Origin of the sequence: Bacillus sp. MYb78 (genome assembly GCF_002975115.1) — a bacterium.
Taxonomy (GTDB): Bacteria; Bacillota; Bacilli; order Bacillales; family Bacillaceae_G; genus Bacillus_A; species Bacillus_A cereus.
The window spans coordinates 232,043-254,847 of the sequence record NZ_PCOB01000003.1; the positions used below are offsets into that span (position 1 = coordinate 232,043).

Genomic DNA, 22,805 nt, shown 5'->3' on the forward strand with positions numbered 1-22,805 from the left:
TATTAGATATGAAAGCCAAGCAGATAATCATGCTTGGTTTTTTTATATTTTCTCTACAAAAATCTATAATAAATGGATTATAACAAAACAGGTATTTAAAGAAATTAATTATTAAGGAGTGTTTGGTATGTGTAAAAAGGTAATTCGAGTAAATGGTGGATTATATGTTAAGAAAATGAGAAAGAGTTCATCATTTGGACGAGCAGTTTTATTCACATTAGATTTGCAGGAAGCGAAACATATAGAAGATAGAGATATGGAAGATTTAATTCCCTATTTAAGTAAACATGTTGGGGAAGGTAAATTCACGTTTGAGTCAATTCAAGTACGATTAGCAGAACAACCAGTGCTCAAATCATCAATCGTATATATTGAATTGAAATCAGGAGAAGTCATAGAGAATAAGGATTCTGAAGGATTCAATTTAGCAACTGTTTCAGAAATCAAACAACAACTACAATCGACACAAACGTATTATTGCTGTGTGGATGAAGTTACTACAGTAACAATTCAGTCATTGGATGTAAAAAGAATATGGAGTGAAAGAGAGAGTGCGTAGTTGTGCTCTCTTTTTATTGATTGTAGCAAATATGAGAGGAAATGGATTTCTCTATTAATGCTCACGTATTAGAGAGATTTAAATGGGCTTCGTTGTATCTCACTACATTAAAGAAGTAGAGAGGAAGCAGGTAAGTGAAGTATCTTTACGATTTCATTCAAATGAAATTGTTCAATTATCAAAATTATTAAAAGAAGAAATGGAAGATGCATTAAATCAAGTAGAGACGGCTCATGCTATGGTCTAATTATTATTATTCGTTACAAACACTATAATTCTATATAACAAGTGGATAGAGGAAGAGATACCTGGCTAAAAAACTTCTCCACTTGTATTTGTCTAAGTAAAATTTATTTAGAGGAAAAGGAAGAAGGTGTTTATATGAAGACTAAAATATTCACAGCATTAACAGACAGTGGATTAGAGAAAAAATTAAACCAATTCTTAGCGAATCCATCTATAAAATTTGTTACTGCCAGTTATTCATGGGGTTGTTCAGTCTTGGTTGTATATGAAGATTTATCAGAAGAGACCAAATAGGTCTCTTTTATTTTTATTGACTATAGTTAATAAAAATAGTATTATTAAAATTAGTTATTAACTATAGTAAAAAAGGACGGTGAATATAAATGAAATACATCATCAAAACAAGAGCGGAACGATTGAAATTCAAAAAAACAGAGCTCTTCTCTCAAATAAATAAACTTAGCTTATCTATAGGTTTAAATTCTATTTGGTCATTAGGACATCTTATGAAACTTTGTAAAAAAAGCAAAGCGAAAAACTTTTATGAATGGGAATCATTTTATTTTGCAAGTGGGAAGAAAAGAAATGGCTTGATTAAACGCATGACACCAGAAAAACAAGCGTTTATGAAGAAGTATACATTAAATGAAAAAGAATCTGAAATGATTAAAGAATCACTTTCACATAAAGAGCGTATTGTGAATTTTGAACATGGTCGAAAATTGGAAGATATTTTTGAAATGGGTGAACTTCTGTACGACGAAGCGATAAAACGTGGAAAACGCTATGTATCTGTCAATGATTATGTAAATTTCATTTATATTTCCGTTATTGATGTTCCATGGATGGGATTCTCCCGTGAAATAAATGCGATTTCTAAACTACATGAGAAATTTAGTTGGTTAAGATTTCAAAGAGCACAAGAGAGAGAAGATATTGAATTTGCTATTGATTACAAGATTTTCAGAGCTGATAAGTTGCTTGGAGCCATTCAGATTAAATCTGAAAAAGAATTGATGAATGGTCGAAAGGGAAAAAAATTCCCTTCTAAGAATGTAAAAAGAGCAAAAGAAAAAAGTAAGGTATATTCAGAGAAAAAGAATGTGCCAGTTCTATTCGTGTATGCAGAAGAACATGGGAAAATTGTAAATAAAAATGTTATACGTCAAATATATAAATTATGTGCCTGAAAAGCGGAGTGCAAAATGTACTCTGCTTTTTATTGGGCTGAATATTTCAGTATTGAAGTGCTTATAGTAGAGGTCGGAATATATAAGGTGTTAATTTGTATTAACTGAAAGTGAGTGAGACAATATGATTCAAATACATGACAATATACCAAGAAATTCATTATATGTGTTTTTAGAAAGGGCAAAAGAATTATTGAATGTATCTTCTTTTCATTTGATTTTTCTTCCGTATAGATATACAAGTTCACAAGTGAAAGAGATTGTGTCTATCTCAAAGTCACGAGAGAGGCATATTCAATATATGCTTGAAACATATGAATCAGGCTTTGTATTTAAAAATACCATTGTTTATATTTCTTCTGAATGGAATCAAGAGATGCAATTGAGGCTGTTGAAAGATTTATATCGTGTTAAGATGTGGAATGAACAAACACATGTATCTGAAGGTGATGTAAATGCAATTGTGAAATACATATATAATCATTATTTTATGAGGAAACAAAATATGCAAATTTCAGCATAAAGAACTACATTCAAATTCATTTTTGATGTGGTTCTTTTGTTTTGGAATAAATGAGTAGTGACTTCTCTATAATGAGATAAGGTGTAAAAAACCTACAAAATAGTTTTTCTTTTGAAAAGCATATACACAGGTTTCTGTGATTAATGTTATGAGAAGTACAGCTCGACTACCTATGACATTAATACTGTAATGCATGGCGAACCGAATAAGATGTGTAGCGAGCAGATAAAGTCGATAATGCGGGTGGTGACCCGTAAGACCCTTCTGTGTAAGGGTACTCAAGAGAAGGTAGATGAATGAAATATATTCATCTACCTTTTGCGTTCTATTTAAGAAAGTGAATACCTTTTTGGGCGATTAATGATTGTATTTGTTCAATATCTTCATCTGTTAAACTACCTAACTCGCCATGTCGAGTAGAATCATATTTTGAAACAATCATTAACCCTGCAATCCCTAAAGGATTCTTAGGTAATTCTTTCATGAGACCATCTTCATCACATAATCCTATAAATCCAAACCCGAAAGGAAATGATTCTAAATACCCGCCACCAATTAAATCTTTTAAGGATTCTAATGTATTCGGAACTTCCTTTATGTATGCTGTCTCACCATCAATCTGTATTAATCGAATTGTCTCACTCATGAGATGGAAAAACTCCCTTCAAATTAAAATAAATGCTGTTAATAGTATTATACATGAAAAAAGACATCCTAATATGGATGCCTAACTTTTAATTGATATTTTTGTAGGATTCGGATAAATTCATAATTATTAGTACAAGGGATTTTTTGTGCTACCTAAGATTATTAGATGCTATCTCGAATGCTTTTCTTGCTTCGTCATTATGAAGATTTGCAGTTTCACCTGCTCCAACTTTTATTAATTCTTCTGCAAAACGAACATCTCTATCTCGATATTCCTCACCAGTTATATGTAAGTACCAGTGACATAATTCATGAAGAAGAATCTTCTCAAATTCATTTTCTTCAACTAAAATCAAAAATTCGGACCTAAAAATAAGAGATTCTGTTCCTGCGTGATATGCACCCAAATACGTTGTTTCCAAAGGTTCATATGGGTCAAACACAATGTTTGGTCGATTGTTTATGCCCCAGTGTTTTGAAATAAGATAGTCCATTTTATTTCTTACTGTTGAAGGGGTAAATGAACAATGACTTCTTAATTTATTAACTTCCTCTTGTGTAGCAAGTCTGACATCTTTATCTTGGAAAAACTCTACTTCAAATTCACGCTGATGTACTCCGTAAGAACCGAATAATGAGATGGTATCATAAAACTCTGCATCATCATCTTCATATTTCCCCCTTCGAATCACAAACATAATTGTTTTGCTTTCTGTTAGTCCATCGTCATAAGTATAGTGCCCACCAATTGTTATTGTTTTCATTAATTAATTCTCCTCAATTTAGAATAGTATAATCTCTTTTTTATAATTATTATTTACTATTTTTCAGTGAATTTTCCTGATGTGTTTTCATCATACAAGATAGAATTTTATTCGAATTGTATTTTTTATGTATGTATTGCACGTATTTTTTGTTATCAGATACCTGACGTTCTCCAATCTTATTGCATTTTGGACAACGTAATAGTGATTTATTTGGTAAAATTCGTTTCCTTTTTGTATGGTCCACAATTAATGTGTCTTCTAACATAAGTAATTCCACCTTAAATTTTATTTCAATGCACGTTTGCATTACCTGGTTTTTATAAGTTATTTTATTATACTTCAATTTCTCAGCAATTATAATTTCTGAGAAAACTCAATAGAATACAGTAGATATTTTATAAATTAGGTATATTTCATATTGGATGAAGAGGAGCGGTTTCAGATGACTGTATTTTATGGAGTTGAATTAGTAGAGGAATCAGGCGTAATTAATGAATTAGGAAAGTTTAAAGATATATTTCCTGCCATTTTTACAGAAGAAGACGTGATGGAAGGTACAGCCAAGATGGATATTGAAAAGGCAAAAGAACTATTGATGTTTGTTATTGGGAGAGAAAAAGTGGAAAAGAAGATTTTACGTGAAATTGAGAATGTAGGTATATTAAGAGGAGCAGATGTTTCGCCAAATATCCTTCAGATACGTAAGTTAAACGTATTAGAATGCTCTACAAAAGGTGATAAGCGTTTTTCAGCACTATCTGCAAAAGTTTCAGTACATGACGTATTTGACACCATAGAAAACCATTATCAGAAGTCTAAAGTGTTTCAAGATGAAAGTGGTTTTTATTACACTTGTAAAAAGTGGGAGAATGCAAAAGGGAAAAAACCTGTTGCATGTAAAATAGGAAATACGATTCTATCAATTGAATATCTATCAATGTTTTATGAATTACTTTGGTACAAGTATTTAAAAAGTAATGAGTATTTAGAAGAGGTATTAGCTAAATTTGATGAGTACCATGATATGTTTAAAAGTAAAAAATCAATGGTATGTCAAGCGGATACAATTCGAGAATATATGAAAAATGAAAATGATGAATGGTATGCGAAAGACGAAAGAGGGAAAGCTTTATTGGAGAAGTGCAAACCACTTAACCAAGCTCTTCGTATTGGAAAATCAGATGATAAATTTAAAGACATTCAAATTGAAGTGCGTTGATAAGTAGTGTTGATATTATGTACATAAAGAAAGGAATGTTGTAAAGTAAGGTAGGGAATGTATCTCTGCCTTTTTCTTTATACATAGAATAATGACATTTACAATCGTTTATAATAAGTGATTATATATAAATAGGTATTCAATACAGAATGAATTAAAAAGGAGATTGGTTAATGATGAAAAAGCAATTTACAATGGATGAAAATATGGATAGATTACTGGATTTATTGCACAAAAATAAAGATGTGCATGGATTAGATTATCAAGGTGTTGGTGAAGTCGTTGCTGTTTCCAATCCATTAACAGGTCGAAGCATTCTTGTTGATGTTTGGGGACATGATGAGTTGTCTGATTTAAAAGGTGCGAGTCATCGCATGGCAATTTATGAAGTATTTAAAGATGCTAAAGAAAGTTCATATGGTGTAGTAGTTGAGCCAGAAAAGGTATTGTATAAAGCGAGTCAACCAAAACGTATGATGGATTGGGTAGTTAGTGAGTTAAAAGATAATCAAAACAGAGAATTAATCGAAAAGAAAATAGAAACGATGGATGGATATTTTCAATTAAGCTGTTATGACTCATTGATTGAAAATCTATCTATAGAAGAGTTGAACAAGGTTCTTGAACGTTTAGAAGAGGAATGTACAGATGTTGCAGTTGTGATGGATAACAGAACATATATTGTTGAAATTAAAACTGTGGACGATGAAAAAGATTTACATGTTTTATCAGCAGATGAATATAAGCGTAGATATGGCGTATCAGAGGAAGATTTTAACGATAAATTTGATATGTAATATCGCCCATCAAGATAGAAAGGCTACGAAATTTGTAGTCTTTTTTCTTTGTATAAAATCTAATATTTTCTTGATATCCTTTTGCAATTATTCACCTCTTTATATAATATGAATATATGAATGGAAAGGGGTTATTTTCTGTGGATAATATATTAGTTGAACAAATAAAAAAAGAGTTAGTTCAAACAATTGAATGTTTAACTTTGGAACATTTAGATGAGCACAAAAAGGTGATAAAAAAGTATTTTGATGTACTGGAGAGTATTAAGGGTTTAGAGAAGAAGAAGAAGGGTTTACAGACTATTCTCGCTGATAATACAAGACAATTAAAAGAAGATGTTCATATAGATAATACAGAAGATAGTAATGTAGAAGCAGAAACCACAGATTTTAAGGAGAAAGAATCTGATAGTATAAAGAGTGAAGAAAAAGAAATTGAAAATGATAAAATACATAACTCCTTAGATATTGCCAAAAACAAGATGTATTTATTTGAACGAAAAATTAGAGGTGGGTTCGTACCTGAAATTGATGGTTTTGTACCTGAGAAAGTGATTAGAGAGTTAGGATTGAAACATCATGATTATATCTATGCAATAGAAGATGGTTATGCAAATGGAGATATGAAAAAATATCAATATTCTTTAGCGAAACGAGCAGAAAAGCAGGTTGATGATAACCGAATTCAAGTTAATTTATGTCCAATAGAAAAAGATGGAAATATGTTAGTTGTACGAAAAAGTTTAGAAGATGGTCGAGATATAAAGTTTGGCGAGGTACCTTATTCATTCCTATTAAATGTGGATGAAGTTAATGATTTGAGACTAAAGGAAGAAATGATTGTGGACATTGCGTATCCTGCTGACAAACCAGATAAGGTAAAGGTTATTTGGGTATATGATATAAGAGATAGCGAACGAGAAGCAAAATTGGTATTTCAAAGCAAACGAACAGTAAATAAAAAAGAAGAAAAGAATATTGAAGAAGATGAAATTGTAATAGATGAAGATGCTTTAAAAGGTAAGAGTATTCTAATAATAGGAAATGAGCCTAAAAAGGCCTTATACAAAGCCAGTATTGAGGAAAGAGGCGGTTCTTTTTTGTGGGCAAATGCCAGAAGTCATGTTACGTTACTGGAACCACTTGTGAAGAAAGCTGATATGGTGATATTCTTGCTAAAAGTAACGAAGCATGTTGCGATGAAACAAGTAAAGGCACTGTGTAAAGAAAGAGATATTCCCTTCATTACTACATTTAGTACAGGAAAGTCTACCATTGTAAAATTGGCAGAAGAAACTGAGGTTTAATACATAAAGCAAAGAGAAAGCCGTCTTAATGATGGCTTTTTGTATTTATTCTTATGCGGTTTTCATTCTTTCTACTTCATCTGTAAAAATAATCTCTCCGTTTCCCCCTTTAATAACCTCGAATCCTGCTTCAGTTAACTCTTTATCAAACTCTTCATCTGTCATGTTGTTAAACATGTTTGTAATCCGTTTTTCCATTTCTTCTATGCTCTCCATTTACGTCACCTTCTTTAAAATTATTCTGTAGACTTTATAATTGAAATTCTATATAATTCATTATATATAGTCAATAAAAATGATATTTAAGGGGGATGGAATAATGAATGATGCTACGATAGATTGGGAATCTGAATTAAGAGAAAATCTCCTATTTCAATTACATATACATTATAAATTCGAAAAAATAGATTTAAGAAAACAAACTACAAAAGATTTATTTTATTTATTCTATGAAAAATGGGAACGAGAAAATAAATCTGTAAAAATAACAGAAGGTATTAAGATGTGTATTCTTGCAATTAGTCAAAAAATAGGATGGATAGCTGAAACAGATGGTGAATTGGTATTGAATATAAATAGGAGTGAAAGCAATGAAGAAAATAAGTAAATCTGTTCAACGAAAACTGTACAAAATGTTTGAAGAAGTAGTTGATAGAGGGAGTTCCGATAAAATCCAAGTAATGTTAGACTTTGGTAATAAAGTGGATTTTAATAAAGAGCGTGAACGAACAGATGCATTAAAACGAGAATTTTTAAAGCATTTGGAAGCGGGGATAGTTAATTAATTTAAATAAAAAAGAGGGTGGGAATAATAATGAAAAAGGCTGATAAAATAGATATCTTGAAAAGAATGCTTTACGAAGTAGAAGTGGAATCATTCTTAGCTGAAGAAGGGGGATTTTCCGAGTATGACCAGAGTGAAATAGAATTTTTACATAACAATCTAATAAACCATCTAAGTGCTAAAGGAATAGAACTTTATATGGATTTCATTGAGGATTGTACTAAAGTAGGTATACAAAAGAAAAAAGCGACCACAAAAGAAGAAATGATTGAGAATTTAAGGAAAGATGGCAGATATAGAGGTTACAGATAAAATTAACTATTATCTTTTCAAAATAATATAATTTTATGTTATATTTTATATGCAGGATTTAAAAAAATATGTACATAACAAAACAAAATACAAAATAATAGGATGCTATAAAGTAGCGTCTTTTTTTATATAATAAATAGATTTCGATATAAATAAGGTATAAAAGATTATTGATTAAAAAGGAGATTTTGAAATGTTTACAGATGTACAACGAAAAATGATTAAAAATGGCGTGAGGAACTTGGAAATTTTCGGTTACTCAGGTAAAGTAACCGAAGAGAATATTTTAACTCATCCCTTCTTTTCAAAGTATTTCAAGAAAGAATTAGAAAATTGTTTAGGGGAAGGTTATGATAAAGATATTAAAGGATTATTGAGTGTAATCGAAAAAAGAAGTAAGACTGCATAAATGGATATAAAATAAATTAATTAAAAAGGAGATTTTTATATGAGAACATTAGTTGTTTCAGAAACTTCATTTATAAAAAACGAAAATAAATTCAAGGTTGAAGGCGTTACTTCGGACGTAAGTCTTCGTAGAGGATACAAAACAGAAGATGATGGTGTATTATGGGGAATGCAACATGCTACTGTTATGAAAGCAAATTATAGTGAAGATGATAAGTTACATAATAAAAGCATGAGAGAATACACTCCAATTAAAAATGGAGAAACAGTTGTAATTGATGGCGATGAATATGTGGCCCGAATTTTAGGGAATTATTCTTCTTGTGTTATTTTTGACCCGAAATAATTAGTGATAAATGTGATACAAGGAGATGATTTTCAGTGAGTTTAATTCAAAAAGGTATGAAAGTAATGCCATTAGTTGGATTTTGGAAAAATTTTGATGGAGAAGTTGTTAATACTTTTAACAATGAAGACTATCCAATTGAGGTTGAGTTTGAAGATGGTGAAACAAATAGATACTATGAAGAACAATTAGAGATTAGAAAGTAATAAAAAGGACTTCTCATATATGAGAGGTCTTTTTTACTTCATTCCTTTTATACAACAAAAATTACCCAGAATCATTTGATAAAGAAGGAAAATTAATTAAAAAGGTTTATCTTTCTGTAAAAGGAGATATTCAAAAAGTAATAGAATTAACAGAAAAACATGGATTCGCCATCAGTAAAAACCCAATTGATGATGAAAACATTGGCTTAGTTCTATTACCACAATAAGATGAAAAAGACATTCGTTTCGATTATGATGAAATGAATGTCTTTTTTTATTCACTATAGTCAATGTAATTTATTATTGTTATAATAAAAATAGATACCTTATGAAGGGGAGAGTGATGAAATGTTTAAGATTTTTGACGAAAATACTAATAAATTATATGACTGCCAGGATTTTTTAAAAAAAGAAATACCTTATCAAATAGGATTAGATGGAAAAATATATAAAGCTATGAGCGTCTTTGAATCAATAGAGGTTCCTTATGCAAAATTGCTCCATGTTTCTGAACAAAAAGATGAGAAAGGTTCTTTCATAACAGAAGGAGACATTTTGAAGTTTCCGTTTGCGAGAGGTCTTGTAATCTATAAAGACTCAAGTTTTTGGATTCATTGGTTAGATTGGAACCAGAGATGTTGTTTCCCTGCATATGATTCATTAGGAATGGAACGCATATTACACACTACGGAATGGAATTCTCTCATTATCGATAGTATTTACTTGAAAGAAGAGATTTTTGATGAAAATGTTTTAAAACAAGCAAAGATTCATGTAAAAGCACATCATGAGTATGAATTATTAACTCTTTTACTAATCCGTATGTCCAGTCTAAAAGAGTTTGAAATGCGAACAGAAGACGAAAGATTATGGAAAGAAGAACCAAAGGATAATGACATTACAATTTATGCAAAATTAACTGAGAAAGAATTCTTTAGGATTTTACAACATCATGATTGTAAATGGCTTTAAGAACTAAGGTTATCTTCATAACTTTTAATGGATGAAGGATGAATGAGGCATGTATGTATATTTTTTAGGGATTGATGACCATTTTTGTTTGCAATTCGTTTCAAACAGAAGGAAAGCTGAAAGATGGATAAATCAACAATTACAACTATATGAAATTTGCTATAAAGGTATGGTTAGTGAATACAACGTTTTGGCAAATAGAGAATTCGTTAAACAAATAGATAGATTTAAAGAATATGAAAGTAGTATTAATGAAAACACCTTCTCATGTAGAAGATTAGGGAATCGACTGAGAAAACGCCTGGAAGAAGAAGGGGAAGGGAGAAGAAAATAATGAAGAAAAACTCGATTGAAGCAGAAATGAAACAAATAGAAGCAGAGAGAGGAATAAATGAAATATATATATTTCTTTCATATGTAGGGTGGGCAGTTTATTTCTCTTTCTTTAAGATTGTTTTGGGGAGAAACTTCCCAAATTGGGTAGACATTTCAACTATCAAAGGATTCTTTTTTTATGTAGTTGTGCATGGATTACTGTTTGGGATAGCTGTATGGTTTGTAATTCGTGAATGTTTATTAGCAGGGAAAATAGAGGAATTAGAAAGAGAATTAAAAGTTAACGGAATATAAATGGAGGGGTTCATAATGAGTTCAGTGCAATCACATTATATTATGATTGGAGCAAATATTGGATATGAGAAAGAAAATGAAGATGATTGGGAAAAGCATGAGCCATATAGAGAAGGAACTCATCCATCTCAACTAAGATACATAAGTGATGGGAATACAGGTAAATACTTTGTCATTGGTAAGGTATTAGCTTATGACCCAGAAGGATTTAGAGGACTATCGTTGTTTGAATATGATGAATCATTGTATGTAGAAGAAAAAAGACAAATTAAAGAGCATGTGAAAGAACATTTTGATATGGATATAGAGCCCACATTAATTGTTTTTACACATTGGCGTTAGAGAGGAGAAATTGTATGAAACTCAGTACAAAATCATTAGCATTGCTATTAGGTTGCTCGTTCCTTTTATTCGGATGTAATTCAGAAGATACAAAAGAAGTGAAGCCTAAAGAAAATGAAGCTGTTAGCAAGCAAGAGATGGACACAAAAACAGAGAGTAGTCAAGGTCTGAGACCTATTGAAGAATTGATATATAATCAAGTGGACCGTAGAGGCGATGGTTACAAAGATTACTATTATAAAGTCTATTTTAATCATGCGAACAAATGTGTAACCGAACAGCACGTAGTACAAGGTGGATATAGTCCAGCAATGACATCTAATTATTTATTAGATAGTGAGACAAAACAGCCTATGTGTGGGAAATCAATTGAAGAAGTAAAGGCACTATTTCAAGTGAAAGAAAAACAAGAATGATTTGAATAATGGAGGAGTAAGTACGTATGCATAAATATGTTGTGGTTATTTATCTGGAACATGATGATTGGCAAATTATAGATGTAGAAGCTGACTCAAAATTACATGCATCTATTAAAGCAGTAAATGAAGTAATGGGGTACGAAGTATATAAAGAAAACAACATTATCTTCGAATCAATTGAAGAATTAAATGATGTTGTAGGAAGTTTAGGGATTCTTCGTGTAGGAGAGGTTCTAACAAGAGATTAACTTGAGTTTTTTATATATAAAATCATAATAAAAAACTCATAAAAGGAACGGTTAATATACTAAATTTATATGTAAAAAAGCCCGTGAAATAAGGGTTTTTTATGAAAAATATGGTATAATTAAAGGGTAACTGAATCGAATTGTAGGGTGGTATTGGTTCACTCTTTTCTACTTTAAGTAGGAAGGAGGTGAATGAATATGGATGAAATCTTCTTAGCTATTATTAAGGGTATGTCCAGTGGTGTTTCAAGAGCAATTACTGAACATATTCTGAAAAAGCCTTCAGATAAAGAAGAAACCACCCTGCACAAGTCGAAGAGTCAGGATGGTTCGAAAAAAGAAACAAATAATTAAATTATGAACCAATCCACTTTACAAGTAATTTGGTTACAAGAGCGGGAGTGTTGGAGCACTCTCGCTTTATTAGTATACGTTGTATGTTCGAAATTATGAGGTTCACAAATTGAATCCTCAAATACATTATAACATAAGCGATGTGATTTCAAACATTTATTTGATTACCTACTCTACAAAAAAAGAACCGCTACTGCGATTCTTTTATGTAATATCAACTATAAATACTTTTTTAACTACATTTCAGCGAAAAAGGAATTAAAAATCCTTCAACTAATTCATCTTCCTCTATGAATTCATTAAATGCTGATTGTTCAAACTTTACTCCCATTCGATGCCAAAAAGGTACAGCATCAGGGATAGCTTCGCCCCAAATTTCAGTAATGGTTTCCTGATTTTTAAAATGATTGATAATGTCTCTGCCATGACCTTTTCTTTTTTCTATGCATTGAATATACTCGATGTATACAGAACCATCTTCTTCAAAGGTTGCTTCACCATAGGCGATTGGTACATCGTTGTTTAGATACAATATTCTATGTTCCATATTCTTTAAGTTCTTTAAAATATCTCCAGATACTTTTTCTTTCATAACCTTATAATCCTGTGTATAAGTAATCATGTCCTACATCTCCTCGTAAATAATTGATTTTCAATACCTGTTTTATAAATATCTACTTATCATATGGGAGAATAAATATTTTTATAATGAAATAAAAAAGACCTGGATAAATAATATCCAAGCCTAAAAATAACTTCTTATTGTCTTTAATACTCTTTCTAAATCCTGCTCTTGTAGTTTACCGATTTTGAACAATAGTTCTTTGTAATGGACAGTGTTTATTTTTGAACATCTGACTACAGACGGTTTATCTAAACCTGCTTGTTCCCAACTTTCAAGAACTACATCAAATTCATTTCTTGCTTCTTGACTGGTTACAGTAGCAACTAAACGGTCTAATTCAACAACGATGTTATCATTACTGATAATCACAACTGGTCGTTTCTTACCGTTTAATTCTAAAAACCAAATCTCGCCACGTTTATTCTTCATCATTTTCTCCCCAAAGCATTTTTTCTTTTTCTTTTTCTAATTCTTCTTTGGGCGGCCTATTGTCAAAATACTTATCAAATAGACTACCTAATAGTTTTATCCGTTCACTATTATCCATTTCATCAATAGAATTCATAATTTCTTCAGCAGTCTTTTTCATAATTTCACCTTCTCAAGGAATTGTTTTCTAAATTATATCACATCCTTTTATTTTAGAAGTGTAAAAAGATAAGATATAGACGCAATCCATTCCTCTTATACTATTCTCAAACCTACCTAATTCTTTGTGCCGTAACGTTCAAGTAAGACTCTGTTTGCATAGGCTGTAATATAAACTTCTTCTTCTTCATTTTTGAATGAACCTGTCTGATTTGCCCATTCCGTATAAATAGGTTCAACAATTGTTTCGTAGAAGTCATGAAGGTCATCAACTTCAAAATCAATTTTTCCAGATTTCTCAAATGTAGTAGCTATTACAGCTATCTCACACATTTTGCTACTTCGTCAACTTCATACATTTTTGCCACCATAATAAATCTCTCCTCTTCATATCTCTTAATATAAGAACCAGTTTTTTAATATCAAAATATTATACGGAGTTTGTATGGCATTCAATCGGATGTAGAGCATAAAAAAGAAAAGAAAATATTAATATAAACATAAAGAATGGCAATGAAGAATAATAAGGGGGTGATGATATGAATAATAGATTATATACAGTTAAACAATCCATTCTACAAAAAATGTTTAATTTGAATCGTAATAAACAAAAATCAAATGTAGCTCTTTCGGGGTTATTAGGATTTTGTATAGGTGATGCTTTGGGTGTTCCTGTTGAGTTTCAGCCAAGAGATAAAATGAATAAGATAATGACAATGACAGGTTATGGGACACATAATCAACCACCAGGTACATGGTCAGATGATAGTTCCCTCACTTTTTGCCTAACAGAAAGTCTAACTCATGGCTATGATTTGAACGATATAAAACAAAAGATGTGTGATTGGTATTACTTTGGCTATTGGAATGTTAATGATAAATTGCCATTTGACATTGGAAGAACAACATTCAAAGCTCTTTCAAAAATAAAGTCAGGGATAGCTTTGGAAGAAGCAGGAGAGAAGGGTGAAAAAGATAATGGAAATGGTTCGTTGATGAGAGTATTACCTTTAGTTTTCTATTTAATAGATAAAAAAGATGCAGAAAAATTCCCGATTATAGAAGCTGTATCAGGAATCACCCATGCTCATATCCGTTCAAAGATTGCTTGTAGTATGTATGTAGAGTTTGCTATTCAATTGATAAAATATCATTCACGAGAAAAGGCATATGCAGGAATGAAAGAAGTTATTATTTCTTATTACAATAACAAAGGGTATGAAGAAGAATTAAAGCACTTTGAACGAATTATAAAACGAAATATCTATACGTATCAGGAGCATGAGATAAAAAGTACAGGATATGTTGTAGACTCTTTAGAAGCTTGTTTATGGTCCTTATTAACAACAGAAACCTTTTCTGAGGCGGTATTAAAAGCTGTGAATTTAGGAGAGGATACGGATACAATCGGAGCTTTAACTGGTGGTTTAGCAGGGATATTCTACGGAGAAAACAATATTCCAAAAAAGTGGATACGAACGATTAGTAAAAAATCGGATATATATGATTTAGCTAATAGATTTTATCAATCCCTTCAAAAATAAGAGCATAATGCTCTTTTTTATTTTGGTTCATCATTTATTTTTATGAAATTTTAGAAGAATGAATAACCCCATTATCAAAATCTAAAATAAAGAGAACATGAAAAAACAGGTATTTTTATAAATTGATTAAAAAGGTGGAATAAAAATGAGAAGCAAAGAGTTTGTTGAAAGATTAGTATACAGAGGGATTGAATGTAACGTTCATAAAATCACTTCAAATGAAATGAATCGAAAAGGGTTTTTAACAGTGACAGATGCTCCAAGTGAAGTTTCGTTAAATCACGGATTTTATGTAAATACTGGAGCAATTAAAAGTTGCATCGACTTATACTTCAAAAGAAAAGAGTTAGAATTAAATCAATAGGGAATAAATTTCATTTTTTGAATGTATAATAATTCGAATATAAAAAACAGGTATTTAACTAATTTATTTGACAGGGAGAGAATTAAAAATGGCTAACCATGAAGTTGTAGTAGAATTGAAAGTAAAAGGATTAAAAAAAGAGAATGATGCTTATGATTTAGTAAACTCTATGATGTATTGCGAGTTTTGTAATGCAGATGGTTTTATTCAAGGTCGTTTAGCAAATTTCACTTATGAGAAAAAAGAAAAAATAGGAATTTGCATAGTAGATTGTACAATCAATTCAAAAGAAGGTGGAGTTGATAGTGCATTAGAAACGTTAATAAATTGTGAATTCTGTCATAAGGGACATGAAATTATTTGGACCAAACTAAGCGAAAAAGAAATTTCTTATAGTTGTATTGATGAAATTTCAAATGCATTTGTTAATAAGTTCTATGAGCCTCTTCAAGAATATCCATCTCACAGAAAATTCTCAGAAAACCATGTGTTTGATGAAGAAAAATCTGTAAAATGGAATCGAGAAGAAGTAGAGAGACAAAATGAACAAGTAAAACAACGAAAAATGGAATGGAATTCTGAAAAGAGCAGATTAAATGCTAAGTTACGAAATGACTGTGTTCAAATCTTGAAAGAAGATTACGGTCTAAATGAAGCTCAAGCTGAGAAACTATACGGATATGTTTACAATGATAAACATTCTTGTATGCATGACTTCTTTATTTATTTAGAAGAATTTGCGAGAGTTACAAAGGAAATCCTTTCATTAGGTTAAAAGAGACGAAAATTCGTCTCTTTTTTTATAAAAATACATGGAGGAGTGCTTTAAAATGTCAAATTTGAAAATTAATGAAGAGAATGGGATGTATATAGTATCAGATGTAACAGATGGCGGTTATGTAAATAGAGCTTGTTATCATAATTATCAAAAATGGGAAACAGTATGGAACTCTGAATTGGAGTTAAAAAATATATATTTAGACAAGGAATGTGTGAATAAGATTTTAATAGATAAGAGAAAAGAGGACTTGGATTACAACAAAATTATTAGAGCAAGAGGAAGACATTTAAGGGCCTTAAAAGAATACTTAGGGATTTCTAAAAAGAAAGTAGATACGCCAAAAAGATTCTTCTTATTAGGCTCCCACTTACTGTCTTCGAATTCTGGAATTTCAGAAAAAGAATTCATTGAAAAGGAAGAAATTCTAATTGAAGCAAATGGAGGTCGTTCGCCATTACGGTTAAAAAAACGAATTACAACCCATACTGCGGTAACAGAAGAAAAGAAAAAATTAGTAGAGGAATATAATCAAAGACTACAAGAGTTTCGAGCGTATCATCAAGAAATGATACACAAGATTTTTAAAGAGAATAAGTAAATGTATGAAGAAGCATAATTTAAATGCTTCTTTTTTGAATAGGAGATTAAATATATTTCTATAATAGCAATGAATATAAAAAACAGGTGTTTCAATGAATCTAATCAAAAGGGAGAGAGTGTAAATGAATGTAAACTCAAATGGATATGTAAAAAAAGCTGTAGTATTTGATGATATTTTAAAGGTGATTAAAGAGAAATATGCTGAGGTTTTAAGAATCAGACGTTTTTCTTTTTTGAATACAAGTGGCTTAATGGATGTTAAATATCAAGTAGAGGACAGAACATATACGGGAGAAATATATTTTAATGAAGTGTATAAGGAAGATTATGAGTACACAGAAATGAATAGTCCACATGTGTTCCTTAGTATGAGAGGGTATGGAGCTCCTGACATCATTCATGGTATTGTAAAAGAGTTTGGAGGATGTTTTGCAGTAAATCAACATAAATTAAAGGAAATGGTTAAGTATTAAATAGAAGGTATTGTAAATGTAGACTTTAACATATAAAAATACAAAATTAATTAGGATGGTGTAAGTAATGAGTACATTATATTGGTATGCGTATAGATTAAGAGGATTTAGCCTTGGTTGTCAGCCGAAAGGTTTTATTGATAGAAATGACGACTATGGAAGATTCGGGTCCATAGCATATAATAGACCATTAACAGAACAAGAACTAAGTGATTACGAATTAGATGAGATTATAGAAGGAAAACCAATGGGCATTCAATTAAATTGCTTGCTAAATAAAAGTGGAAAGTCTATTTCAGAAGATGAAAAGGACAAATTTCTGAGTGACCTTGGAGATTTGTTAGGAACTTATGGATTTGAGGTTAATGAAGACTTTACATGTGAATTAGTGGAGTTAGATGAATAAGGATGGAAAAGAGAAAGAGGAAGAAGTGAAGGTATAATCCTTTGCTTCTTTTTTGTACTTGAATAGAGACATCTGGAATATGAGATGAATAGAGTCAGTATAATACATGAATTATAGAAATAAGGGATTTTTTTAAAAATTTATTATAGGAGGCTCATAACAATGGGTGCATGTACAACAGGATTATTAAACGAAAATATTTCAGTGTGGGATGTTTTTCACTACATAAAAGAAAACATTTGTAATGATGCAAGGGTAGAACATGTTACGGACAGATATCTGGAAATATACTTTACAGAGAAAGTAACGATTGAGAAAAGAGTTCTTTCATTTTTCACCAATAATCGGGACTATGTGGAGGAAACAGGTCATAATGGAGAGTTAGTCTTAATTGATATGAGTAAGGGTGGATGCTCATTTGAAGTAATAGAATCTATTGTAAAACATTTTGGTGGTTGGTACATAAAGGACAATAACGAACCGAATGAATTAGATTTCTATGAATTTAATTTGGAAGCATCAAGTCTATCAGATATAGATAGAGAACTTCTTGAAAGATTAAAAGATGAAAAAGATTCGAAAGTAAAAATGAAAACAATCTCGTTCATAAAAAACAATTTAGATTTTATTAAATCGTTATAAGTAGGTAAGGACTATAGAAATATCTATAGTCTTTTTCTTTTGCATAGATAAATTACTCTGTATATACATATAATAATTGAATTTATAAAACAGGTATTGAAATCAATTATATTAATGGAGGATTTACAATGAATGCAAAACAAATTTTATTATTAAATCAATTAAATAAGGTACTGTTAGATTTAGAGGAAGAGTGTATTAAGGATGAGGAGTTTAATATAATAATTTCTGAAATGAATGGATTTAACTATGCATTAGAAGATTTTTCAAGTCTGATTAGAAATTGTATAGAAACAAGAGGAAAGCTTACTTAATAACAGTAAGTTATAAAACAGGTATTTTAAATTAAATGAATTAATATTGGAGGAAAATGAAATGACAACAGTTAAAAACAAAATGACAATCAATACAGGAAAAGGTGAAATCTCAGCAATTGCAGTAAATGATGATGCATATCCATCTATTAAAATCATGATTAATGGAGAGCTTGTTACTGTAGTTGAATTAGATTCGGATAATGATAATTTTAGAATTCATAACTATCAAGGGAATGAAGATGAACCTATCGCAAGTTATGACTATAACCCTGCAAGTATCTTTGATTATGAAATCGTACAAGATGAAATTGAACGAATTCGTGAATTAGAAGACGATGGAAGAGATATTGAAGGCGATATTTCCATTTTAAAGCAAGGTCTAAATGAGATTTATGCAATCGTAGTTGGGCAAACAGAACAAGCGATTATTAGCAATACGAATATGTGGGATGAATGTCATACTTCATTAGATAAAATTTTAAAATTCTTTAATCTAATTGTGGTAGATGACTCTACATATTTTGATGATTACAAATTCTTAGTTGTGAAAAAATAAGGTCTGTAAAAGAACGTATGGTTAATCCTTGCGTTCTTTTTTATTTTATAAAATAATTTCATTGACAATAGTCAACGAATAAATATATGATTTAATTGTAAAACTTGAAATTTCGGATTGGTAATGAAGGACATGAGAGGAGAAAAAAGAAAAATGAAGAAGACGCTTAAATTTGTAATACCAATGGCAATTGCAACAGTTATGTTAACAGGTTGTGTAGAAGATGATGAAATGAGCAGACAGCAACAAGCGAAAGTTGCAAATGCAAAACATTTAATGGGGGAAACAAAAACACCTAATATTACTAAGAGTTTGGAACGTGAAAATATTCGTCAACGTATATTGGTGTCAAATGACCCCAATACTCTTCAATGGATTTATCCTATGAGTGCAGGTCGTGTAATTGGTCGTTTTCCTGTAAAGGGGAAAGTAACCAGTGGAAATAAAAGACTTACTACATCGCAAGCGTATAGTTCAGGGACAGGTACACTTGTAGAGGCACCAGATGAAATGGGCACATATGGCTCAAGTGAAACGTATGTTTTTTGGTTTGACCCTGCTGGTCTTATTCATCAGCATAGAGGGGATTATTTTGTTAGTCCTGTTCCTTATAAGATTGAAGAAGGGTATGGCACTATTTCTACACAAGTTGATGAGTCTGAACAACAAAACACAACTCAATATAAAAAACAGATGGAAGTAGCTAATAAACAAATGGAGGAACTTTCGAAAAATAACGAAAAGGTTCAAGTTTCAAATCCAAAAGAACAAGGGGAGAATCAATAATGAAAACTACATTTAAAATTATTCTGACCCTTTTTGCTTTATCATTTTTAGGTGTAGCAGTGAAAGTTATCTTTTTTCCCGCACATGTAGCAAATAAAGCAGTAGACACGACAACAGGAGTCATTGACAAAACGCTTAATGCCGATAATGCACTAACAAACTATGAACAGTTTAAAGATGGATATAACGGAGCAAAAGCGATGGTTCAAAACATTAAAAACGCTGAGAAGAGTTTAAAAGATATAGAATCTTTATATGGTGAGCCAAGCACATGGACAAAAGATATTCGTGAAAAACATTCTTTCTTACAACAAAACATAGATGGGTATCTTATGCAATATCAAAGTATTGTTAAAGATTACAATTCTAATAGTTCTAAAGTGAATCGTAATCTTTTCAAGGATAAAAACCTTCCATCAGAACTACCAGTAGATTATAAAGAACTAAAATAAAATCAGGAGAGTAGCTGTTTTATACAGATAGCTACTCTTTTTATTGTTTTATATAAATTGAATAATGTAATTAGTTATGAAGCAGATACAACTTTGCTAAAATAGAGAAGGTTTATACAAAAGGTGTAGTTAATTTACATATGAAAAAGGATAGGTGCAATTATGACAACAGAAATCAAGAATATCATAGCTGAAGAATTCAAAAATGGAACGAAACTACTATCTCTGCATCATTACGCTAAAGATGGTGATGAGGTAAAATTAGCAATTGAAAAAGAATGGTTGCCTTACTTACATGACGAAGTAGACTTATTATCTCCTGAAAGCTTTCATGAACGACATCTTATATATATGTATACGCAAGAATTAATAGAGATGCTACCGAAATTAAAAGAAGAAGGAGCGATGGAAGAACAACTATTAATCGTTATAGAAACGCTTCTGTTAGCATTAGACTATCTAACTCATGAACGCTTTGCTTATGCACCATTTACAAGCGAGCATAGGGAAGAAATAAATGGCATTATACAGGAATGTTTTTCGATAACAAAATCAAATACTTTCTCAAGCAATGCAAATCGTCCTTCTTTATTAAAATCTAAAATAATCGAAGGAGAAGAAAGCATTTACTGTTTAGATGAAAGAGAAGAAAAGAAAAGATTATATATGGCTGTGGTTTATAAGAAGCCTAAGGATTTACAAGACCGATTCAAACAAATTGCATTTTGGTTAGGTAATGTTAACCTTAAGCCAAATTCGGATAGGGTGTCTTATCAAGATTCTATAGAAGGTAAAACCAATCATGATTTACATGTTGATTTATTATTCTACCTTAACATGGTAAAACAAACGTTATCCTGGTTCATACATTCGTATTCATGGAGAAATAATGAATTAGCAGGATTTGATGAGATTGATATTATATCTAAATTAGGATTGAGATTCAGTTAATTGTATTGGAACTCTACATTATGACAGAATAAGATAAGTTGAATTGAAAAAGGTGTATGATTTTTATACGCCTTTTTGTGTTGACTATAGTTAATTTAAAATGTATGATTTACTAAAAGGATAGTTAAATTACAGCGTTTCAAACACTTTTATATAAAGAAGAACTATTAAATATATTATAGGGAGAGATGTGACATGGCTAAAAATAAATTTTATGCAGTCAAAAAGGGATTTGATAAACAAAAGAATGAGGTTGTTTCAAATTTAATTTTAACTTCGTGGAATGAAACTGCATCATTGGTTCAAGGTGTGAATAAGAAATCGCATGGTATTGCTTCTGAATACAAAGGCTTCCCTACAAGAGAAGAAGCTGAAGCGTTCCTGCAAAAAGATGCCCCATACATACATAAAAGTGAGGAGTCTTATCCAAAAGATGCTCTTCATTGTTATGTTGACGGAAGTTTTAGTAAAGAAATCGAGAATTACTCATATGGATTGATTTGTGTAGAAGGTGGAAAAACAGTTGTTTATGTTGATAATGGCGTGGGAAGTAATAAAGATGCAGTTACTATGCAACAAATAGGTGGAGAATTACTTGGTACGATGAAAGCTCTTTTAGTAGCGAAAAAGAAAAAGCCTAAAAAGTTGGTCATTTTCTTTGATTATGAAGGTGTTGCTCTCCACGCTACTGGATATTGGAAAAGAGATAATAAATTTTCGGAGACTTATTATCAATGGATGCAGAAATTCTTTGCTGAAAACCCTGATATTGAGGTGACGTTCTGTAAAGTAGATGCACATACTGGTGATGATTTTAATGAATTAGCAGATGGATTTGCTAAATTAGCGTTAAATATTCAACCTGATAGTAACTTCTATGAGTTTGTTGAGAAATATGGAATTTCGAAAGGATTATAAATATATATGGATTGTTTGCTAAAGGAGCGGTTTAGTATGACTAAAGAGATTGTGCAAATAGTGAAAGAAGAAATAAAAAAAGCTGAAGGATATCCTCTATTACAAAAAGCCATTCAAATCGCATTTGAGGCTCATGAAGGACAGACAGATAAAGGTGGAAATCCATACATTTTACACCCTCTGCATGTGGTGAATCAGTTAGAAACGATTGATGAGAAGATAGTAGGGGTTTTACATGATACAAAAGAGGATGCAGGACTAACAGATGAATTTTTCCGTTCAGAAGGGTTCCCAGAAAGAATCATTCAGGGTATTGATTCTGTTACTCGTAGACCTGATGAAACCTATATGGAATTCGTTAAACGCTCTTCTGGAGATGAACTTGGTCGTAAGGTAAAGAAAGAAGATATCTTGCACAATATGGATTTGACTCGTATCCCTGTTATTACTGAAAAACATAAAAGTCTACAGAAGCGGTACAAAAAGGGATTGGATTACTTGAATCAAGCAGAGGGGATGAAGTAG

General features: G+C 31.0%; 43 protein-coding genes and 1 pseudogene. 36 read left to right on the forward strand and 8 right to left on the reverse strand.

Going from position 1 to position 22,805, the window contains the following annotated elements:
• Positions 1–127: 127 nt before the first annotated feature.
• The 5 genes from CQ064_RS08625 (at position 128) to CQ064_RS08635 (ending at position 2,518) form a co-directional block, all read left to right on the forward strand.
• Entirely contained in the window at positions 128–559 is a 432-nt protein-coding gene (locus CQ064_RS08625; protein ID WP_000335158.1) for a hypothetical protein, read from the forward strand.
• Between the two features lie 82 nt (positions 560–641).
• Entirely contained in the window at positions 642–806 is a 165-nt protein-coding gene (locus CQ064_RS33440) for a hypothetical protein (RefSeq protein ID WP_000508152.1), read from the forward strand.
• Between the two features lie 134 nt (positions 807–940).
• Positions 941–1,099 carry a hypothetical protein gene (locus CQ064_RS33445; RefSeq protein WP_015055224.1) on the forward strand — a complete coding sequence of 53 codons (159 nt, stop codon included), beginning with the start codon at positions 941–943 and terminating at the stop codon, positions 1,097–1,099.
• 89 nt (positions 1,100–1,188) lie between these two features.
• Complete coding sequence (locus CQ064_RS08630) at positions 1,189–1,995, forward strand: C2 domain-containing protein (protein WP_000873972.1); 807 nt, start codon at positions 1,189–1,191, stop codon at positions 1,993–1,995.
• A 124-nt stretch (positions 1,996–2,119) separates the two neighbouring features.
• Positions 2,120–2,518 carry a hypothetical protein gene (locus tag CQ064_RS08635; protein ID WP_000614595.1) on the forward strand — a complete coding sequence of 133 codons (399 nt, stop codon included), beginning with the start codon at positions 2,120–2,122 and terminating at the stop codon, positions 2,516–2,518.
• Positions 2,519–2,843: 325 nt separating this feature from the next.
• Here CQ064_RS08635 and CQ064_RS08640 read toward each other — a convergent pair whose 3' ends face one another.
• The 3 genes from CQ064_RS08640 to CQ064_RS08650 all read right to left on the reverse strand — a co-directional run bounded on the left by CQ064_RS08640 (position 2,844) and on the right by CQ064_RS08650 (position 4,198).
• Entirely contained in the window at positions 2,844–3,164 is a 321-nt protein-coding gene (locus CQ064_RS08640; protein WP_000005015.1) for a DUF3846 domain-containing protein, read from the reverse strand.
• A gap of 151 nt (positions 3,165–3,315) precedes the next feature.
• Positions 3,316–3,930, reverse strand: coding sequence for a SprT family zinc-dependent metalloprotease (locus CQ064_RS08645; protein WP_000849657.1), 615 nt, complete (start codon positions 3,928–3,930; stop codon positions 3,316–3,318).
• Between the two features lie 49 nt (positions 3,931–3,979).
• Complete coding sequence (locus tag CQ064_RS08650; RefSeq protein WP_000888768.1) at positions 3,980–4,198, reverse strand: hypothetical protein; 219 nt, start codon at positions 4,196–4,198, stop codon at positions 3,980–3,982.
• Positions 4,199–4,375: 177 nt separating this feature from the next.
• Here CQ064_RS08650 and CQ064_RS08655 point away from each other — a divergent pair, with 177 nt between their 5' ends.
• From CQ064_RS08655 to CQ064_RS08665, 3 genes are all read left to right on the forward strand, one after another.
• Entirely contained in the window at positions 4,376–5,152 is a 777-nt protein-coding gene (locus tag CQ064_RS08655; RefSeq protein ID WP_000215730.1) for a DarT1-associated NADAR antitoxin family protein, read from the forward strand.
• A 173-nt stretch (positions 5,153–5,325) separates the two neighbouring features.
• A complete protein-coding gene (locus tag CQ064_RS08660) occupies positions 5,326–5,949 on the forward strand; it encodes a hypothetical protein (RefSeq protein ID WP_000976430.1) in 624 nt (207 codons plus the stop codon).
• Between the two features lie 140 nt (positions 5,950–6,089).
• On the forward strand, positions 6,090–7,256 hold the full coding sequence (locus tag CQ064_RS08665) for a DUF2325 domain-containing protein (protein WP_000368810.1): 1,167 nt from the start codon (positions 6,090–6,092) through the stop codon (positions 7,254–7,256).
• Positions 7,257–7,307: 51 nt separating this feature from the next.
• Here CQ064_RS08665 and CQ064_RS33450 read toward each other — a convergent pair whose 3' ends face one another.
• Positions 7,308–7,472, reverse strand: coding sequence for a hypothetical protein (locus CQ064_RS33450; RefSeq protein WP_000443643.1), 165 nt, complete (start codon positions 7,470–7,472; stop codon positions 7,308–7,310).
• A 103-nt stretch (positions 7,473–7,575) separates the two neighbouring features.
• Here CQ064_RS33450 and CQ064_RS08670 point away from each other — a divergent pair, with 103 nt between their 5' ends.
• The 14 genes and pseudogenes from CQ064_RS08670 to CQ064_RS33460 all read left to right on the forward strand — a co-directional run bounded on the left by CQ064_RS08670 (position 7,576) and on the right by CQ064_RS33460 (position 12,277).
• Positions 7,576–7,863: a hypothetical protein gene (locus tag CQ064_RS08670; protein ID WP_000996076.1), complete on the forward strand. Its 288-nt coding sequence runs from the start codon at positions 7,576–7,578 to the stop codon at positions 7,861–7,863.
• Positions 7,847–8,041, forward strand: a complete 195-nt coding sequence (locus CQ064_RS08675; RefSeq protein ID WP_000724004.1) for a hypothetical protein — start codon at positions 7,847–7,849, stop codon at positions 8,039–8,041. The genes CQ064_RS08670 and CQ064_RS08675 overlap by 17 nt, the downstream gene beginning before the upstream one ends.
• Positions 8,042–8,070: 29 nt before the next feature.
• On the forward strand, positions 8,071–8,352 hold the full coding sequence (locus tag CQ064_RS08680; protein WP_000708849.1) for a hypothetical protein: 282 nt from the start codon (positions 8,071–8,073) through the stop codon (positions 8,350–8,352).
• 193 nt (positions 8,353–8,545) lie between these two features.
• A complete protein-coding gene (locus tag CQ064_RS08685) occupies positions 8,546–8,761 on the forward strand; it encodes a hypothetical protein (protein WP_000493589.1) in 216 nt (71 codons plus the stop codon).
• Positions 8,762–8,800: 39 nt separating this feature from the next.
• Complete coding sequence (locus tag CQ064_RS08690; RefSeq protein WP_001259780.1) at positions 8,801–9,106, forward strand: hypothetical protein; 306 nt, start codon at positions 8,801–8,803, stop codon at positions 9,104–9,106.
• Between the two features lie 35 nt (positions 9,107–9,141).
• Positions 9,142–9,312 carry a hypothetical protein gene (locus CQ064_RS33455; RefSeq protein WP_000052853.1) on the forward strand — a complete coding sequence of 57 codons (171 nt, stop codon included), beginning with the start codon at positions 9,142–9,144 and terminating at the stop codon, positions 9,310–9,312.
• A gap of 50 nt (positions 9,313–9,362) precedes the next feature.
• Positions 9,363–9,539 (forward strand): annotated as a pseudogene (locus CQ064_RS34390) (hypothetical protein); the annotation flags it as partial.
• 121 nt (positions 9,540–9,660) lie between these two features.
• Positions 9,661–10,284: a hypothetical protein gene (locus CQ064_RS08695; protein WP_000472593.1), complete on the forward strand. Its 624-nt coding sequence runs from the start codon at positions 9,661–9,663 to the stop codon at positions 10,282–10,284.
• A gap of 49 nt (positions 10,285–10,333) precedes the next feature.
• Complete coding sequence (locus CQ064_RS08700; RefSeq protein ID WP_000289835.1) at positions 10,334–10,618, forward strand: hypothetical protein; 285 nt, start codon at positions 10,334–10,336, stop codon at positions 10,616–10,618.
• Positions 10,618–10,914, forward strand: coding sequence for a hypothetical protein (locus tag CQ064_RS08705; protein ID WP_000742246.1), 297 nt, complete (start codon positions 10,618–10,620; stop codon positions 10,912–10,914). Before CQ064_RS08700 ends, CQ064_RS08705 begins: the two co-directional genes overlap by 1 nt.
• 15 nt (positions 10,915–10,929) lie before the next feature.
• Entirely contained in the window at positions 10,930–11,256 is a 327-nt protein-coding gene (locus tag CQ064_RS08710) for a hypothetical protein (protein WP_000100139.1), read from the forward strand.
• 14 nt (positions 11,257–11,270) lie between these two features.
• Complete coding sequence (locus CQ064_RS08715) at positions 11,271–11,672, forward strand: hypothetical protein (protein ID WP_000778168.1); 402 nt, start codon at positions 11,271–11,273, stop codon at positions 11,670–11,672.
• Positions 11,673–11,698: 26 nt separating this feature from the next.
• Positions 11,699–11,923, forward strand: coding sequence for a hypothetical protein (locus tag CQ064_RS08720; RefSeq protein ID WP_000549806.1), 225 nt, complete (start codon positions 11,699–11,701; stop codon positions 11,921–11,923).
• A 198-nt stretch (positions 11,924–12,121) separates the two neighbouring features.
• The gene (locus CQ064_RS33460; protein WP_000343341.1) at positions 12,122–12,277 is read left to right on the forward strand and encodes a hypothetical protein; all 156 of its coding nucleotides are present in this window, start codon (positions 12,122–12,124) and stop codon (positions 12,275–12,277) included.
• 232 nt (positions 12,278–12,509) lie between these two features.
• Here CQ064_RS33460 and CQ064_RS08725 read toward each other — a convergent pair whose 3' ends face one another.
• From CQ064_RS08725 to CQ064_RS08735, 4 genes are all read right to left on the reverse strand, one after another.
• Positions 12,510–12,899 carry a GNAT family N-acetyltransferase gene (locus CQ064_RS08725; RefSeq protein ID WP_000634200.1) on the reverse strand — a complete coding sequence of 130 codons (390 nt, stop codon included), beginning with the start codon at positions 12,897–12,899 and terminating at the stop codon, positions 12,510–12,512.
• A 123-nt stretch (positions 12,900–13,022) separates the two neighbouring features.
• Complete coding sequence (locus CQ064_RS08730) at positions 13,023–13,331, reverse strand: type II toxin-antitoxin system PemK/MazF family toxin (RefSeq protein WP_000792089.1); 309 nt, start codon at positions 13,329–13,331, stop codon at positions 13,023–13,025.
• Positions 13,321–13,491 carry a hypothetical protein gene (locus CQ064_RS33465; protein ID WP_000750403.1) on the reverse strand — a complete coding sequence of 57 codons (171 nt, stop codon included), beginning with the start codon at positions 13,489–13,491 and terminating at the stop codon, positions 13,321–13,323. Before CQ064_RS33465 ends, CQ064_RS08730 begins: the two co-directional genes overlap by 11 nt.
• A 116-nt stretch (positions 13,492–13,607) precedes the next feature.
• A complete protein-coding gene (locus CQ064_RS08735; RefSeq protein ID WP_000333215.1) occupies positions 13,608–13,823 on the reverse strand; it encodes a hypothetical protein in 216 nt (71 codons plus the stop codon).
• A gap of 206 nt (positions 13,824–14,029) precedes the next feature.
• Between CQ064_RS08735 and CQ064_RS08740 the strand changes: the two genes are divergently transcribed.
• The 14 genes from CQ064_RS08740 to CQ064_RS08805 all read left to right on the forward strand — a co-directional run bounded on the left by CQ064_RS08740 (position 14,030) and on the right by CQ064_RS08805 (position 22,805).
• Positions 14,030–15,034, forward strand: coding sequence for an ADP-ribosylglycohydrolase family protein (locus tag CQ064_RS08740; RefSeq protein WP_001065263.1), 1,005 nt, complete (start codon positions 14,030–14,032; stop codon positions 15,032–15,034).
• A 145-nt stretch (positions 15,035–15,179) separates the two neighbouring features.
• Positions 15,180–15,398, forward strand: coding sequence for a hypothetical protein (locus tag CQ064_RS08745; protein ID WP_001256681.1), 219 nt, complete (start codon positions 15,180–15,182; stop codon positions 15,396–15,398).
• A gap of 88 nt (positions 15,399–15,486) precedes the next feature.
• On the forward strand, positions 15,487–16,173 hold the full coding sequence (locus CQ064_RS08750; protein ID WP_001273589.1) for a hypothetical protein: 687 nt from the start codon (positions 15,487–15,489) through the stop codon (positions 16,171–16,173).
• Positions 16,174–16,228: 55 nt separating this feature from the next.
• Entirely contained in the window at positions 16,229–16,777 is a 549-nt protein-coding gene (locus tag CQ064_RS08755) for a hypothetical protein (protein ID WP_000067283.1), read from the forward strand.
• Between the two features lie 124 nt (positions 16,778–16,901).
• Positions 16,902–17,252 carry a hypothetical protein gene (locus tag CQ064_RS08760; RefSeq protein WP_001102273.1) on the forward strand — a complete coding sequence of 117 codons (351 nt, stop codon included), beginning with the start codon at positions 16,902–16,904 and terminating at the stop codon, positions 17,250–17,252.
• Positions 17,253–17,319: 67 nt separating this feature from the next.
• On the forward strand, positions 17,320–17,658 hold the full coding sequence (locus CQ064_RS08765) for a defense against restriction DarA-related protein (protein ID WP_000105989.1): 339 nt from the start codon (positions 17,320–17,322) through the stop codon (positions 17,656–17,658).
• 162 nt (positions 17,659–17,820) lie between these two features.
• Entirely contained in the window at positions 17,821–18,300 is a 480-nt protein-coding gene (locus CQ064_RS08770) for a hypothetical protein (protein ID WP_000500540.1), read from the forward strand.
• 128 nt (positions 18,301–18,428) lie between these two features.
• Positions 18,429–18,614 (forward strand): hypothetical protein, encoded by a 186-nt coding sequence (locus CQ064_RS08775; RefSeq protein ID WP_000992264.1) that lies wholly within the window; start codon positions 18,429–18,431, stop codon positions 18,612–18,614.
• A gap of 61 nt (positions 18,615–18,675) precedes the next feature.
• Positions 18,676–19,173: a hypothetical protein gene (locus CQ064_RS08780; protein WP_000214260.1), complete on the forward strand. Its 498-nt coding sequence runs from the start codon at positions 18,676–18,678 to the stop codon at positions 19,171–19,173.
• A 153-nt stretch (positions 19,174–19,326) separates the two neighbouring features.
• Positions 19,327–19,959: a hypothetical protein gene (locus tag CQ064_RS08785; RefSeq protein ID WP_000751884.1), complete on the forward strand. Its 633-nt coding sequence runs from the start codon at positions 19,327–19,329 to the stop codon at positions 19,957–19,959.
• Entirely contained in the window at positions 19,959–20,411 is a 453-nt protein-coding gene (locus CQ064_RS08790; protein ID WP_000858685.1) for a hypothetical protein, read from the forward strand. The genes CQ064_RS08785 and CQ064_RS08790 overlap by 1 nt, the downstream gene beginning before the upstream one ends.
• Before the next feature lie 162 nt (positions 20,412–20,573).
• Positions 20,574–21,362, forward strand: coding sequence for a hypothetical protein (locus CQ064_RS08795; RefSeq protein WP_000206051.1), 789 nt, complete (start codon positions 20,574–20,576; stop codon positions 21,360–21,362).
• Between the two features lie 195 nt (positions 21,363–21,557).
• The gene (locus CQ064_RS08800; protein ID WP_001107209.1) at positions 21,558–22,280 is read left to right on the forward strand and encodes a ribonuclease H family protein; all 723 of its coding nucleotides are present in this window, start codon (positions 21,558–21,560) and stop codon (positions 22,278–22,280) included.
• A gap of 36 nt (positions 22,281–22,316) precedes the next feature.
• Positions 22,317–22,805 carry a hypothetical protein gene (locus CQ064_RS08805; protein WP_000159511.1) on the forward strand — a complete coding sequence of 163 codons (489 nt, stop codon included), beginning with the start codon at positions 22,317–22,319 and terminating at the stop codon, positions 22,803–22,805.